The organism is Streptomyces sp. NBC_01433, assembly GCF_026340105.1.
Lineage (GTDB): Bacteria > Actinomycetota > Actinomycetes > Streptomycetales > Streptomycetaceae > Streptomyces.
The window spans coordinates 3,149,229-3,163,512 of the sequence record NZ_JAPEPM010000001.1 but is presented as its reverse complement, the minus strand read 5'-3'; the positions used below and the strand labels follow the sequence as shown (position 1 = coordinate 3,163,512).

At 70.2% G+C, this 14,284-nt stretch carries 8 protein-coding genes; 2 read left to right on the top strand and 6 right to left on the bottom strand.

Annotated elements, in window-relative coordinates:
- Positions 1-22 precede the first annotated feature (22 nt).
- The 3 genes from OG413_RS14260 to OG413_RS14250 all read right to left on the bottom strand — a co-directional run bounded on the left by OG413_RS14260 (position 23) and on the right by OG413_RS14250 (position 6,319).
- The gene (locus OG413_RS14260; RefSeq protein WP_266805663.1) at positions 23-3,601 is read right to left on the bottom strand and encodes a LamG-like jellyroll fold domain-containing protein; all 3,579 of its coding nucleotides are present in this window, start codon (positions 3,599-3,601) and stop codon (positions 23-25) included.
- A gap of 44 nt (positions 3,602-3,645) precedes the next feature.
- A complete protein-coding gene (locus OG413_RS14255; protein WP_266805661.1) occupies positions 3,646-5,142 on the bottom strand; it encodes an integrin alpha in 1,497 nt (498 codons plus the stop codon).
- Between the two features lie 331 nt (positions 5,143-5,473).
- Entirely contained in the window at positions 5,474-6,319 is an 846-nt protein-coding gene (locus OG413_RS14250) for an LLM class F420-dependent oxidoreductase (protein WP_266805660.1), read from the bottom strand.
- A gap of 205 nt (positions 6,320-6,524) precedes the next feature.
- Here OG413_RS14250 and OG413_RS14245 point away from each other — a divergent pair, with 205 nt between their 5' ends.
- Together OG413_RS14245 and OG413_RS14240 are read left to right on the top strand one after the other, a co-directional pair.
- A complete protein-coding gene (locus tag OG413_RS14245) occupies positions 6,525-8,141 on the top strand; it encodes a CehA/McbA family metallohydrolase (protein WP_266805658.1) in 1,617 nt (538 codons plus the stop codon).
- Between the two features lie 197 nt (positions 8,142-8,338).
- Complete coding sequence (locus OG413_RS14240; RefSeq protein WP_266805656.1) at positions 8,339-9,067, top strand: siderophore-interacting protein; 729 nt, start codon at positions 8,339-8,341, stop codon at positions 9,065-9,067.
- A gap of 75 nt (positions 9,068-9,142) precedes the next feature.
- Here the strand turns inward: OG413_RS14240 and OG413_RS14235 are convergent, their stop codons facing one another.
- The 3 genes from OG413_RS14235 to OG413_RS14225 all read right to left on the bottom strand — a co-directional run bounded on the left by OG413_RS14235 (position 9,143) and on the right by OG413_RS14225 (position 14,230).
- Positions 9,143-10,708: an APC family permease gene (locus OG413_RS14235; RefSeq protein WP_266805654.1), complete on the bottom strand. Its 1,566-nt coding sequence runs from the start codon at positions 10,706-10,708 to the stop codon at positions 9,143-9,145.
- Positions 10,709-10,946: 238 nt separating this feature from the next.
- On the bottom strand, positions 10,947-12,494 hold the full coding sequence (locus OG413_RS14230) for an aldehyde dehydrogenase family protein (protein ID WP_266805653.1): 1,548 nt from the start codon (positions 12,492-12,494) through the stop codon (positions 10,947-10,949).
- Complete coding sequence (locus tag OG413_RS14225) at positions 12,491-14,230, bottom strand: amidohydrolase family protein (protein WP_266805652.1); 1,740 nt, start codon at positions 14,228-14,230, stop codon at positions 12,491-12,493. Before OG413_RS14225 ends, OG413_RS14230 begins: the two co-directional genes overlap by 4 nt.
- Positions 14,231-14,284 lie beyond the last annotated feature (54 nt).

The following is a 14,284-nucleotide window of genomic DNA, read 5'->3' as shown; positions in this document are numbered from 1 at the left end:
TCCGGCCGCCCCACGGGTCGTCCTAGAGGTCCGGATCGCCGGTCGGCACGTTCATCCGGATGATCGAGATCGGGTCCGCCGCTCCGCCGTAGACGCGCACCTCGTCGATGGCGCCCGCGAAGTAGTCGCGACCGCCGGCCTGTGCCGAGCGCCCCACCTGGAAGCCGGCGCTGGAGGGCCAGGTGGTGTGGTCGAAGCCCGTTGCGGTCGCGGTCATTCGCCCGTCCACGAAGAGACGTACCTCGTGAGTGAAGGCGTCGAATGCCACGGCCAGATGCTGCCCACCGGAATCCGTACTGGGGAGGACCTCTTCGTCGGTAACCGTCGTGACCTTCGCCGCCGCCGTATCCGCGTCGGTGACGACGAGCTCCCAGAGCCCGGTGGTGGGCTGATAGCGCACGGCCACCCGGTCGGCGTTTTGTCCCGGCAGGGACAGCACGGTCTGGGTCTTCTCCGCGTCGAACGTGGTGAGTTTGGCACGTACGGCGACCGTGTAGCTGTCGGCCGCCGTGACGACGGGTGCCGCGGTCGCGGCCCAGTCGCCCGTACCGTCGAGTGTCAGGTTGCCGTGGTCAGCCAGGGCGGCATCGTCCTCGACGGTGGCCGGGGTGTAGATGGCCGCGTCACCGTTCAGGGTGAGCGGCTGACCGCCCGCCTGGACGTTGACCGCGCTGCCGTCCGTTGCGCCTTCCAGCGGCCAGTACGCCCTCCGCTGCGTCCTTACCGTCAGCAGTTGCCCGATCTGGGAGTCGGGCAGGACCCTATCGAAGACCCTGACCTCCGCCAGGTCACCCTGGAAGTGGTCGCGATACCCGCTCTTGGCGAGCACCCGCCCGATCTGGAGACTGCGCACGGACGACCAGGTGGTGTAGCGGCGGGCCACCCCCGCCTTCTGATGGTTGACATAGATACGAAGCTCGGGGCCGGAGGCAGCTTTGGCATCGAAGACCCCGGTGAGCAGTACCCACTCGTCCTGCTTGACTTCGATGCCCGAGGCGACGGCTCGCCACTGGCTCATGGCTTCGACATCCATGTCCGGCGTGGAGAACTCCCACGCCCTGTCGACCGCGTCGTAGCCGAGGACGAAGCCCGGCTCACCGGTGCTGTCCTGACTGACGACGGCCATGTCTCGGTCCAGGGCCGCAGGCTTCACCCAGGCGCTGACGGTGAAGCTCTGGCCTGTGTCCGTGATGGTGCCCCAGGAGTCCAGGTACGCGTTGGTGGTGCCGTCGAAGGCAGCCGCGCTGTCGGCCGTTCCGCCCGGTCCGGACTTCTCGAACGTCACTCCGGTGCCCGCGACCGCCGGATGACGGCCGGTCTCGTCGTGGGCCTGCGTACTGCCCGCCTCATCGGCCAGATTCCACTGTCCGGTCGCCTGCTTGCCGTCCGTGACCAGGAATTCGTACATGGCCGGTACCAGGTTGGAGTTGTTGGCCCCGTCGAATGCCTCGACCGTCACCGAGTGCCGGCCCGCCCGGGTGGGCGTCCATTCGAGCGTGACCGCCGCGCCGGCCGTCGTGGTGACAGACTTGACCGGGTCGTCGTCGAAGGCGTATCGGTACTCCTTCACGTCCTTGTCCGCGGCTTTGAAAGTGAACTTCCCCGGTGTCTCCACCCCGTGGTGCCACTGCTCGTCCTCCGGATACTCCACGGAGGAGATGACCGGGGGCTTCGGCACGGTGCTGTCCCAGATGAACTCGCACCTCTGGGCCGGATCGCCGCTCGCGCTCCAGGGGCCCCAGGCATCGCCGTCCGAGGCTCTGGCCGACCAGTAGATGACCGAACCCTGCGGGATCTGCGGCTGTCCGGCCGGTTGCTGAGTCACCTGATAGCTGAAGTACGTCCCCGCGTTCGGCGACTTGTATGAGGTCTCGTCCGTGTGGATACGCTCCACCCCGGCGGAGTCCTTCCAGCGCAGCTCGAACTGCATCTTCACCTGGTCGGTCTGCGTCGATGTGTGGTCGGGGTCCCGCGCTTCCGCCCGCAGTAGCGGCAGTACGTTGGTGTAGCGGCGTCCGGCGCCCCAGACGCACTTCCCGCCCGGGTTCGACGACATGAGCTTGTAGTCGACCTGTTTGGGCGGCGTGTTGTACTCGATTTTCAGGAAGCTGTTGCCGCAGATCCTCTTCCAGCCGCCGTAGCCCGACTCGTCCTTGGCCCGCAGCCCGAGGGACATACTCGTCCAGGCATCTGTCGCCGCGGTCTGGACCTCGGTGACCAGCTCGCCGCCGCTGAAGTTCAGGTTGGCACCGCTGGAACAGCCGGTCGGGGAGATCTTCTTGTCCAGGGTGAGGAGGTAGTCGCTCCACTCGTCCTTGGTGTTGGACCAGTTGCTTCCTGATGTAATGGTGCGGTTCTTGCCACCGATGCGGTAGAGGTCGACCGGTTCCGCGCGGGCATCCGCCCAGTACACGTGCTCCACCCTGGCCGAAAATTGGGCGTTGAGGATCTGCTTGCCCTTGTACGCGGTCATGGGGAACGTGAACAGCAGTCGTCGCACGCCGATGCCCGCACAGCTCGCGGGACTGTAGTCCATGGGGCACTTGCCCATGCCCGAGCTGCCCGAGTACGACCAGTCCTGCTCGGACGGCATCCCGGACATCACACCGGACCAGGCCGTACGGTTCGTGGTCTTCGGGATCGGGTCGACCACCACGGGATACACCGTGTCTCTGCCTCGCAGCAGGCCGAGGTCGGGGGTGAGCGTGATCCGGTCCTTGCCGACGGTGGTGCCGACAGGCGCCTTCCGGCCCGCTTCGGACACATCCAGCCTCGCCCGTGGGGTTGCGGGGCGCGTTGTACGACCGGTCGGTTCGGATGACTGCGCGGTGGCGGGCGCCGAGTCCCACATCACCGCTTTCGCCGCCTCGAAGACCGTGCCGCCGACGGCCGCGTCGACCGCCCTCATGCCGCCGCCGGTGGTCTCCTCGATCTTCAGCCCCTTGCTGGAGAGTCCGAGGTCGATGCTGTCGAGTTCCGGGTTGGCGGCTGCCGCCGCACTCTTGACGACGAAATAGTGGGCGAAGCCTTCGGTCTCCGCGCGCACGGCGAGGTCGACGCCGGGAAGCACCTCTTCGTACCGTGCGGCGTTGCCGCTGACCTTCGGTGCGGGTAGCTTTCCGCCCGGCCAGGTCAGCGCGTACTCACGTCCGGCCCGCCCCATGCGGGCGAACGGCCCGTCACCCCCGCCCGAGAACCGCACGTCTACCGTGGCCGCCTTGGGCGCCCAGGAACCGTCCGCCCGTTGTTCCAGGGTGTCGTCCACATCGGCCCAGGTGCCGCTGCGCCGGGTGCGCACCGGCTGGGTGTACTCATGCGCGGTGAACGTCCCGCCCGGGTTGGCGAACACGTCACGTCGCTCTTGACGGAGCCCGGTCACCTCGACGGGTTCGCCGCTCGCCTCGGCCGCTGCCTGGGCGACCTGCTCCGTCTCCGCCTCACCTGACGCGGTCGCTCGTTCGACCAGACCGTCCCGGGCTGCGGCAACTGCCTCTTCCTGGCTGCCGGGCATCGCAGCCGTTCCCGTCGCGAGCACTGCGGTCATGACGCCGATCAGCATCCCCCGCCGCCATGCCCGGCTGCCCGCACTACGCGTCTTCACCGTCACGTCCCCACCTCGGAGCCTGCGTTCTCTGCCCTTGCCGGTCACCGGATCACCGACCCGAACGCCGTTCCGCCCGCAGGGATACCGCCCTCGCCCGGAACAAAAGTGCGGGCCGGGGCGCCGCCGCCCGCCACCGACCAGTCGAAGGCGTACACGGCCCCCGGTGTGCTGCCTGCCGGGTTGACCACTCCGACGAGCAGTGCCTGCGGTGTGCCCGCAAGGCTGCTGCCTGCGAACATCTGGTGTTCCGGAACACCCGGGATGCCCCACCCGGGGTCGATCCACTCGTCGGAGGTGCCCACGTCGGCCTGGGCCGGGAAGATCTGGACTCCCCCCTTGTCCAGGTGTTCGGCCCCTGCGGCCGATTCCTTGCCGGGGACTCCGACGGCGAACTTGACCGTGCTGCCCGAGGCCACGGCCGTTGGCGCGGTGTTGACCAGCGCGACCTGTTGCCCGAAGAAGTCCCCGGCTGCCGCGTCTCCCTCCACACCGGCCAGGTCCTGGTGGACGAGGGCTTCGACGGTGACCAGCGTCTTGTCCGGGTTCACCCGGTACAGGCCGACGGCACCCGCGTCCGTGATGCTGCCGATGTCCTCGCCAGGTATGCCGACAGCAAGCTGGGCACCCAGTGGCGTGGTCTCCGTACCCGCGCGGGTGGCCACCATGGCCAGCGAAGTGCCGAAGCGGTCATACGCCTCAGCCGAAGTGTCGGAGCCCGCGGTCGCGGACTGGGCGAATCCGAAGACGGGATCCGGAACACCTGACGTATTGAGCGAAGGGCTGAAAACCAGGACCGCGCCGGAGAAGATCTCTGTGCCAATGGCCTCTCCCGGTGCACCCACCGCGAAATGCCGGTCCGTCGAGGCCAGAGCCGCACCGAAGCGGTCGCCTGCCTCGGGGTTGTCCCAGACACCCGTGCTCGCCTGTGTCACGACCACATTGGCGAGGGGCTTGCCGCTCAGGTAATGGACGTTGCCGGCATCCATAACGCTCCCGACGTCCTCGCCCGGCGCACCGATCACGAGAAACGGCTGGCTCGTCGATGTCGTCCCACCGGTGAGCGCGTAGCCGAACAGGTCGCCCGCTTCCGGCCCTTCGGAGGCCATGACTCCTGTCTGGTCATACGCGAGGGACGCCGGGCCCGTGCCCAGTCCGCCCGGTGCGCCGTGGACGACATAGACAGCGCCCGAATCCCGTGCCGTACCGACGTCCTTGTACGGAGCGCCCACCACCAGGTCGGCGCAGCCGTCGCCGTTCAGGTCGGCGTGCGCCAGCGCCTTGCCGAACCGCGCTTCCGCCTCTGCCTCCCCGGGCACTTCGGCCAGGTCCTGATGGAGTTGGACGACTCCTGCGTCGCCGCCGTACACGACCGTGACCGTGCCGGCCAGCGCCTTGCCGCCCACAGTCGCGTCGGGGTCCGCGATCGCGGTGTCGCGCAGTCCGTCACCGTTGAAGTCCGACTCCGCGGCGGTGCACGCCGCGACCGCTTCGGGTGCTGCCGCGAAGGCCCGCCCCGTGCCCAGTGCGTAGATCGCCACTGCCACGAACCCGGCTACAGCGAGCCAGGCGATCCATTCCCGACCCCGGAATCTCTTGCCCCGCACAACAGCCCCCCAGCCGTCTCCACATGGATGACGGTCTTGTGAAGACCGCAACAGCAAAGTAGAGGCAAAGACGGGCGTCAGGGGCCACAGGAGAACCACAGGAAGTTACATATGCAGGAAGCTGCCCCCTCTGCATACCCGCATTAACCCGCAGATCGATCCATGATCACGACCAATCGGAGAGTAGCTCCGAAATGATCACGCACTCCGAAACTGACAACTTTCCCTGTGGAGGAATCACGAAGGAACAGTGACCGGCCCTCCCCTAGAGATACGCGGCGCACGCGTCCAGTACGCGCAGCACCTCCGGCTCGCCCGCCGGAGGCAGTTGGAGCACGATCTCCTCGATGCCCAGGTCCGCGTAGTGCGCCAGCTTTCCGGGGCTCGGCAGGACCGCGTACGGGACCACCTGGAGGTGCTTCGGGTCGCGGCCCGCCGCCTCCCAGACCTCTCGCAGCTTCGGCACGGACTCCGTCAGGCCGCGTCCGCCGATCGGGAGCCAGCCGTCGGCGTACTCCGCGATGGACGCGAACAGCTTCGGGCCCGCCGCGCCGCCGATCAGGGTGCGCGGGCCGTTCACCGGGCCGCGCGGGCGCCGGACCGGCTTCGGGTACGCCCAGCTCGCCCGGACCGAGCCGAACTCGCCCTCGTACGCCGTCGGCTCGTCCGCCCACAGGGCCCGCATCAGCGCCATCCGGTCGCGCCCCAGCTCCCGCCGCGTCGACCAGCCGACCCCATGGTCCGCGGCCTCCTCCACGTTCCAGCCGAAGCCGACGCCGAGCGTGAACCGGCCGCCGGAGAGGTGGTCGAGCGTGGCGATCTGCTTCGCCAGGTCGATCGGGTCGTGCTGGGCGACCAGGGTGATGCCCGTGCCGAGCGCCAGGCGTTCGGTCACCGCCGCGGCCTGGGCGAGGGCGACGAAGGGGTCCAGGGTGCGGCCGTACTCCGGCGGCAGCTCGCCGCCCGCCGGGTAGGGAGTCTCCCTGCTCACCGGGATATGGGTGTGCTCGGGCAGATACAGCCCGGCGAATCCCCGCTGCTCCAGTTCGCGCGCGAGCCTGACCGGCGTGACCGTCTCATCGGTGAGGAAGATCGTTGTGGCGATCCGCATCGAGAACACCTCCGTCGTCGTCCGTTGACGGCCCCAACGTATGCGGTACGGCTCCGAAAGCCGAGCATCGCGCCGGACGTCGCGCCCCGCGTCCTCCCCGGCACCTTGGCCGCAACTCCTCTTCCGTTTCCGTGGAGTTCACGGCCCAATACCAGAGTCCGAGTACGTCGCCCTCGTCCCTCACCACACCCGGGGAGCCCCTCGTATGACCGGATCGCACACCCCGCACACCCCGCGGACCGAACAGGATCCGCAGGACCCGCAGGCCCCTCGGCCCCCGATCGCCAGGCGCGGCCTTCTCCTCGGTACGGCCGTCACCGCCCTAACCTTGGGACCTGTGAGCTTCGCCCAGGCATCCGACGGCAGTTCCGACGGTAGTTCCGACGGTAGTTCCGACGGCAGTACGGAGGACACCCCGGACGGCGAACGGACCAGGACCGTGCGTGGCACCCTGCCCACCGGGTCGCCCGACTTCGTGTACCTGCCCGTCGAAGTCCCCCGGGGCGTGCGGGAGATCGCCGTCTCGTACGCGTATACGAAGACGCCCGTCCCAGCCGGTACCCAGGGCAATGCCCTGGACATCGGCATCTTCGACGAGCGCGGCACCGAGCTGGGCGGGCGAGGGTTCCGCGGCTGGTCCGGCGGGGCGCGTACCGCCTTCTTCATCCGGGCCGACGAGGCGACCCCCGGTTACCTCGCGGGTCCGGTACGGGCCGGGACCTGGCACATCGCGCTGGGGCCGTACACCGTCGCCCCCGAAGGGCTCCCCTACGAGGTGACGGTCACGCTGCGCTTCGGCCCCTCCGGGACCACGCCGAGGCCCGTGTACCCGCCCGAGCGGGCCAAGGGGCGCGGCAGGGCCTGGTACCGGGGGGACTGCCATCTGCACTCCGTGCACTCGGACGGCCGTCGCACCCCGGCCGAGATCGCCGCCGCCGCGCGGTCCGCCGGGCTCGACTTCATCAACAGCAGCGAGCACAACACCACCTCCGCGCACGGCGCCTGGGGCGGCCTGTGGGGCGATGACCTGCTGATCCTCATCGGCGAGGAGATCACCACCCGCAACGGGCACGTGGTCGCGCTCGGCACCGATCCGGGCACCTTCGTCGACTGGCGCTACCGGGCCCGCGACAACCGCTTCGGCCACTACGCGAAGGCGGTCCGCCGGGCCGGCGGTCTGGTCGTGCCCGCGCACCCGCACGCCACCTGCATCGGCTGCCACTGGAAGTTCGGCTTCGGCGAGGCGGACGCGGTCGAGGTGTGGAACGGGCCGTACACCCCGGAGGACGAGATCTCCCTCGCGGAGTGGGACAACGCCCTCGTCGCGTCCGTACGGGCGTCGAAGCCGTGGATTCCGGCCATGGGCAGCAGCGACGCCCACCGCGAGCCGGACAGGGTGGGGCTGCCGCAGACGGTCGTCCTGGCCGAGGAACTGTCCCGGCAGGCGATCACCGCCGGTATCCGGGCCGGGCACTCGTACGTCGCCGAGTCCTCCGCCGTCACCCTCTCCTTCGGCGCCTCCGGCGGGCGCGGCCACCACGCGGGCATCGGCGAGCGGCTCCGGGCCGACGCGGACACCCCCGTCACCGTGCGCCTGGAGGTCACGGGGGCACCCGGCTGCACGGCGCACTTCATCACCGACCAGGGCACGCTGTTCACGACCGCGCTGCCCGCGTCGGGGGCGGGCGCCGTGGAGTGGCGTACGACTCCGGCGTACGCGGCGTACGTCCGCGCGGAGGTCCGGCACCCGGCCGCCGTGCCGGGGCTGCCCGGCCCGCTCGCCGCCCTCACCAACCCGGTGTTCCTGGGCGGCGAGGGCTGAGGGGCGGGATCACCGAAGCAGCCGGATCGCCGGGTAGCGGCCGGTTCACCGAGGGCCGGTTCACCGAGGGCCGGATCGCTGCGGACTCGGTGCTTCCGGCCACTCCTCAGCCCTCGCAATTTAGGTTAGCCTAACCAACCTGAACCGCTGATCGGCAAACCGTGCCGCCCGGTGGACAGCAGAGGGTGGGGAAAGCGATGGGTCACGGCTGGGAGGGCGTCGTCCTCAAGCTGATGCGGGGGCGCGACTTCACGTTCACCGTGACCGGGGCCGAGCAGGTCACCGACACATTCCGCCGCGTGCACCTCACCGACGGCGGGCTGCTGGCCGCGACCGGCGGCGCGCACCCGACGATGTGGGTCAGGGTGTGGTTCGAGCAGGGCGGCAAGCCGCATCAGCGCGGGTACACACTGGTCGACCCCGACCCGGCGGCCGGGACGTTCAGCCTCGAATTCGCCCTGCACGACGGGCCCGCGAGCAACTGGGCGCGCGGCGCGAAGCCCGGCGACACGGTCGACGCGACGCTCCAGGGCACCGGATTCACGCTGCCCGAACCGAAGCCCGGCCGGCTCTTCGTGATCGGCGACGCGGCCTCGCTGCCCGCGGTCAACTCCCTGCTGGACGCGGTCCCGGGGACCCCGGCGACGGTCTGGTTCGAGACGACGCACGCGTCCGACGAGCGGCTTCCGTTCCGCGTCGACCCGGGCCACCACACCCTGCACCTCGTCCCGCGCCGCGACGCGGGGGCGCGTCTGGTGGCCGAGGTGAAGGCCGCGCTGCCGGGGCTGCTGGGCGCCGGCTCCTCCGACGCGTACGTCTGGATCGCCTGCGACACGTCGACGACCCGGACCCTGGCGGCGTACGCCCGTAAGGAGCTGAGGCTGCCCAGGGACCGGGTCCACGCGCTGGGGTACTGGCGCCCGTGAGCCCGTGAGCCCGTGAGCCCCCGGGAACGACTCCCCGCGCCCGGTCGGTCGGTCCCGCCCGTCCGGCCGAAGGGGTCAGTCCGCCACGACCAGGGCCGGTGTCTCCTTCGTCAGTACCTCGCCGCGGAAGAACGCCGGGCTGCGGCGCTGCATCACGAGCATCAGCACCACACCGAGCAGCAGCAGGCCCACCCCGATGACGAACACCGAGCCGACACCGAACACCGAGGAGCCGGAGCCGTACGCCGGGTCCCACATGTCGTAGAGGGTCTTGCCGAAGACGGCCGTGAGCAGAACACCGCCGACCAGCGGGAACAGGCCCTTGAAGACCATGTCACGGGCGGAGCGGGTCAGTTCGGCGCGGAAGTACCAGGCACAGGCGAAGGCCGTCAGCGCGTAGTAGAAGCAGATCATGAGGCCGAGCGCGTAGATGGTGTCGACCAGGACGTGCTCACTGACCAGGGTCATCACGGTGTAGAAGACGCCGGTCGCGATGCCCGCCGTCACGGTGGCCCGGCCGGGGGTCCTGAAGCGCGGGTGGACCCGGGCGTACGAGGAGGGCAGGGCCTCGTACGACGACATCGCGAGCACCGTGCGGGCCACCGGGATGAAGGTGGTCTGGAGGCTGGCGGCGGCCGAGGCGAGCACCGCGACGAACAGCAGGACGCCGAGGCCGGGGCCCATGACGGGACCGGCGAGCGCGGCGAAGACGTTGTCGGAGGTGTCCGGGTTGGCGAGGCCGAGGCCGGAGCCGCCGGAGCCGACGGCCATCTGGGCGGCGATGCCGGTGGCCAGGTAGGAGCCGACGAGGACGACCATCGCGATGAGCGCGGCGCGCCCCGGGGTCTTCTCGCTGCCGGTCGTCTCCTCATTGGCGGTCAGACACGCGTCCCAGCCCCAGAACATGAAGATGGACAGGGACAGCCCGGCGGTGAAGGCCGCGAAGGACTGGACGGCGAACGGGTTCAGCCAGGACCACGAGAAGTCCACGGACGAGGCGAAGTCACCGCTGTCCGCCTTCTGCAGGGCCATCGCCACGAACAGGGCGAGGACGACGAGCTGGAGCCCGACCAGGGCGTACTGCACACCCTTGGTGGCGGTCATGCCGCGGTAGCTGATGGCGGTGGCGGCGGCGATGAGGGCCAGACACGTGAGGATGTGGACGGCCTTGTTGTCGTCCAGTGCCGCGACCCCGTCGCTGCCGGTGATCTCGCCCGCGAGGAGCCAGAAGTACGAGGTGGCCACACCCGCCAGGTTCGACAGGACGATGATCGTCGCGATGACCAGACCCCAGCCGCACATCCAGCCGACGCGCGGGCCGAACGCCTTCACCGTCCAGGTGAAGGAGGTGCCGCAGTCCGGCATGACCTTGTTGAGTTCGCGGTACGCGAAGGCGACGAGCAGCATCGGCAGGAAACCGGCCAGGAAGACGGCGGGCATCTGGACGCCGACCTCTCCGGCGGTGGAGCCGAGGGTGGAGGTCAGGCAGTACACGGGGGCGACGGTGGAGATGCCGATGACGGCGCTCCCCATCAGCCCGACGGAGTTCCCGCCGAGGCCCTTGTCCCGCACTCCACCGCCGGCCGGGGCACTTCCCCGTACCGTGTCTCCGGCCTGTGGCCGCGCGTCCAGCTGAGTCATGAAGAGGACGCTATGCGCTGCGATATCCACATCCGGAGCGTGAGACTCCAGCGTCTCACCCTTTCAAAACAAGGCAATTGAGCGATGAATGAAGTGCTAACAACGCGTTAAATCGTCACTCGACCTTGCAATGAACGCCATGCGGGCGGGAGTGACGACGTACGGTAATCGCAGCGCTGTCCGTTTTGGGCTGGTTCAAAATTTTCCCGTGCGGCTCATCGGCACCTCGTCCCGTACCTCATCCCGGCCAGACGATCGCCTGCGTCTCGCTGTACGCGTGCAGGGCGTACGAGCCGACATCGCGCCCCACACCGCTCTTCTTGAACCCGCCGAACGGTGCCTCCATGTTCCGGCCGATCGTGTTCACGCCCACGCCGCCCGCGCGCAGCCGACGGGCCACCCGGAAGGCCCGCGCCACGTCCCCCGACCACACGTAGTCGAGGAGGCCGTAGTCGCTGTCGTTGGCCAGCGCGATGCCCTCCTCCTCGTCGTCGAAGGGGACGACCACGACGACCGGGCCGAAGATCTCCTCGCGGACGACCCGCATGTCGTTGGTGCAGTCGGCGAGGAGGGTGGGGGCGACGTAGAAGCCGCGCCCGGCGCGCTCGGGCCGTTCGCCGCCCGTGACCACCCGCGCCCCTTCCTTGCGTCCCAGCTCCACGTACGCCTCGACGCGGTCGCGGTGGGCGGCGGAGATGACCGGGCCGACGACCGTGCCCCGGTCCGTCGGATCACCGACCGGCAGCCGGGCCGCGTACGCCGTGAGTTTCCCGATCAGCCGGTCATGGACGCCCCGCTGGACCAGGACGCGGGTCGGAGCCGTACAGATCTGTCCGCTGTAGAAGGAGAACGTCGTGCCGATGCCCGCCACCGCCGCGTCCAGGTCGGCGTCGTCGAGGACGAGCGCGGCGCCCTTGCCGCCCAGCTCCATCAGCTGCCGCTTCATGCCACGTCCGCACACCTCCGCGATCCGCTGCCCGACGGCCGTGGAGCCGGTGAAGCTGACCATGTCCACGTCCGGCGAGTCCACGGCCGCCTCGCCCGCCCCGGCGCCGGAACCGGTCACGACATTGACGACGCCCGGCGGAACCCCGGCCTCCGCGAGGGCCTCGGCCATCCGGTAGACGGAGAGGGGGTCCTGCGGGGCGGGCTTCACGACGACCGTGTTGCCCATGGCGAGCGCGGGAGCGATCTTGCCCGCCGGGTTGGCCCAGGGGTTGTTGTACGAGGTGATGCAGGTGACGACGCCGACCGGCTGGCGCACGGCGAGCGCGCCGAAGACACCGGCCCGCCCCATCGGCCCGGCCTCGTTGATCTGCGGGGCGAGGCCCTCCTCCACCGGCTCCAGTGCTCCCCTGGCGTACCGCCGGAACCGTGCGGCCCCGACGGCGACCTGCATCCCCCGCGCCGTCCCCATGGTGGCGCCGCTCTCCGCCTGGGCGAGCGCGGCGTGGGCGGCGAAGTCGCGCTGGACGAGGTCTGCGGCGCGGTCGAGGATCGCGGCGCGTTCCTCGGGCCGGGTCCGGGACCAGCCCGCGAACGCCTCGCGGGCCGCCGCGGCGGCCTCGTACACCTGCGCGGCGCTCGCCTCGGGGGCGAGGCCGACGACCTCCTCGGTGGCGGGGTTGATCACCTCGTAGTGCCCGTCCGCGGGCTCGGTCCACTCGCCGCCGATGAACAGCCGCTGCTCGGTGCCGCGCGTTCGCCTCTCGGTGCCGGTCACGAGCTTCTCGGCGCCGCTCGTGCGCCTCTCCGTACCGCTCACGCGCTTCTCCGTGCCGCTCATGCGGTGCTCACCGTCCGGGTGTCGCGGCCGGAGCGGAGCACCGTACCGGGCACCGCGCCCGTCACCTTGTCCTCGCGCAGGGTCTCCACGCCGTTGACGCGGACGGACACGATGCCGATCGCCTTGGAGTCGAGGCGGGGGCTGTCGCCGGGCAGATCGTGTACGAGGGTGGCGGGTCCGGCGTCGATGCGCTCGGGGTCGAAGAGGACGAGGTCGGCGTGGAAGCCCTCCTCGATCCGGCCCCGGTCGCGCAGCCCGAAGAGCCGGGCGGGGTCGTCGGTGAGCATCTTGACCGCGGTGGTGAGCGGCACGAGCTTGCGTCCGCGCAGACAGTCGCCGAGGAAGCGGGTGGTGTACGGGGCCCCGCACATCCGGTCCAGGTGGGCACCCGCGTCGGACCCGCCGAGCAGCACGTCCTCGTGCTCCCAGGTCCGCTGCCGCAGTGCCCAGGAGTCCGGGTCGTTGTCGGTGGGCATGGGCCACAACACCGTACGCAGGTCGTCGTTGGCGCAGATCTCGACCAGGCAGTGGAAGGCGTCCTGGCCGCGTTCGGCGGCGATGTCGTTCACGACCCGCCCGCTCAGGCCCTCGTTGGCGGTGCTGTACGTGTCCCCGATGACGTACCGGCCGAAGTTCGCGAGCCGTCGGAAGACCCCGGCCTCCTTGCTCTCGGCGCGGCGCAGCATCTCGGTCCGGGTGTCGGCGTCACGGAGCCGTTCGATGCGCTCGGGCACGGGGAGGGCGAGGATGTCGCCCCAGCCGGGGATGAGGTTGAGGGCGCAGAAGGTGCCGAGCGACATGTTCATGGGGGTGAGGATCGGCATGGTGAGGGCGACGATCCGGCCGCCCGCGCGGCGGGCCCGCTCGCTGGGGATCAGCTGGCGCGGTACGCGTTCGGGGACGGCGGCGTCGATGGTGAGGACGTTCCAGTTGAGCGGCCGTCCGGCGGCGGCGCTCATGTCCACGAACAGGTCGATCTCCTCGTCGGAGAACTGGTCGAGGCAGCCCGCGACGATCGCCTCGATCTGGGTGCCCTCGTGTTCACCGACGGCGCGGGAGAGTGCCAGCAGTTCCTCGGGCAGCGCGTGCCGCGAGGCGACCGGTTCCCCGTCGCCGTCGGAGTGGGTCGAGGACTGGGTGGTGGACAGCCCCCAGGCTCCGGCGTCCATGGCGTCGTGGAAGAGGGCGAGCATGGCGGTCATCTGCTCGTCGGTGGGCTGTCCGCCGACGGCGTCGGCGCCCATGACGTGGCGGCGCAGCGCGCAGTGCCCGACCATGAACCCGGCGTTGACGGCTATGCGCCCTTCGAGCGCGTCCAGGTACTCGCGGAAGGTGGACCAGCTCCAGTCGACGCCTTCCTCCAGCGCCTTGAGGGCCATGCCCTCCACCCGGGACATCATCCGGCGGGTGTAGTCGGCGTCCTCGGGCCGGTCGGGGTGCAGCGGGGCGAGCGTGAACCCGCAGTTGCCTCCGGCGACGGTGGTGACGCCGTGGTTCATGGAGGGGGTGGCGTAGGGGTCCCAGAAGAGCTGCGCGTCGTAGTGGGTGTGCGGGTCGACGAAGCCGGGCGCGAGGACCAGCCCGGTGGCGTCCTCGCTGGTGACGGCCTCTTCGGTGAGGGTGCCGGGCTCGGCGATGACGGCGATGCGGCCGTCGCGGATGCCGAGGTCGGCCCGGTACGCGGGTCCGCCGCCGCCGTCCACGACGGTCGCTCCGCGGATGAGGTGGTCGAGCATGACGGGGTCCCTTCTCGCAGTGGTGGTGCGGTGATGTGTGCGGGGTGGGGTGGG

What these genes read in the sequence shown, in the direction of transcription:
- OG413_RS14235 (WP_266805654.1), bottom strand. Translation starts at nt 10,708, where the DNA reads ATGACTCAGCTGGACGCGCGGCCACAGGCCGGAGACACGGTACGGGGA.
- OG413_RS14230 (WP_266805653.1), bottom strand. Translation starts at nt 12,494, where the DNA reads ATGAGCGGCACGGAGAAGCGCGTGAGCGGTACGGAGAGGCGCACGAGC.
- OG413_RS14240 (WP_266805656.1), top strand. Translation starts at nt 8,339, where the DNA reads ATGGGTCACGGCTGGGAGGGCGTCGTCCTCAAGCTGATGCGGGGGCGC.
- OG413_RS14245 (WP_266805658.1), top strand. Translation starts at nt 6,525, where the DNA reads ATGACCGGATCGCACACCCCGCACACCCCGCGGACCGAACAGGATCCG.
- OG413_RS14225 (WP_266805652.1), bottom strand. Translation starts at nt 14,230, where the DNA reads ATGCTCGACCACCTCATCCGCGGAGCGACCGTCGTGGACGGCGGCGGC.
- OG413_RS14250 (WP_266805660.1), bottom strand. Translation starts at nt 6,319, where the DNA reads ATGCGGATCGCCACAACGATCTTCCTCACCGATGAGACGGTCACGCCG.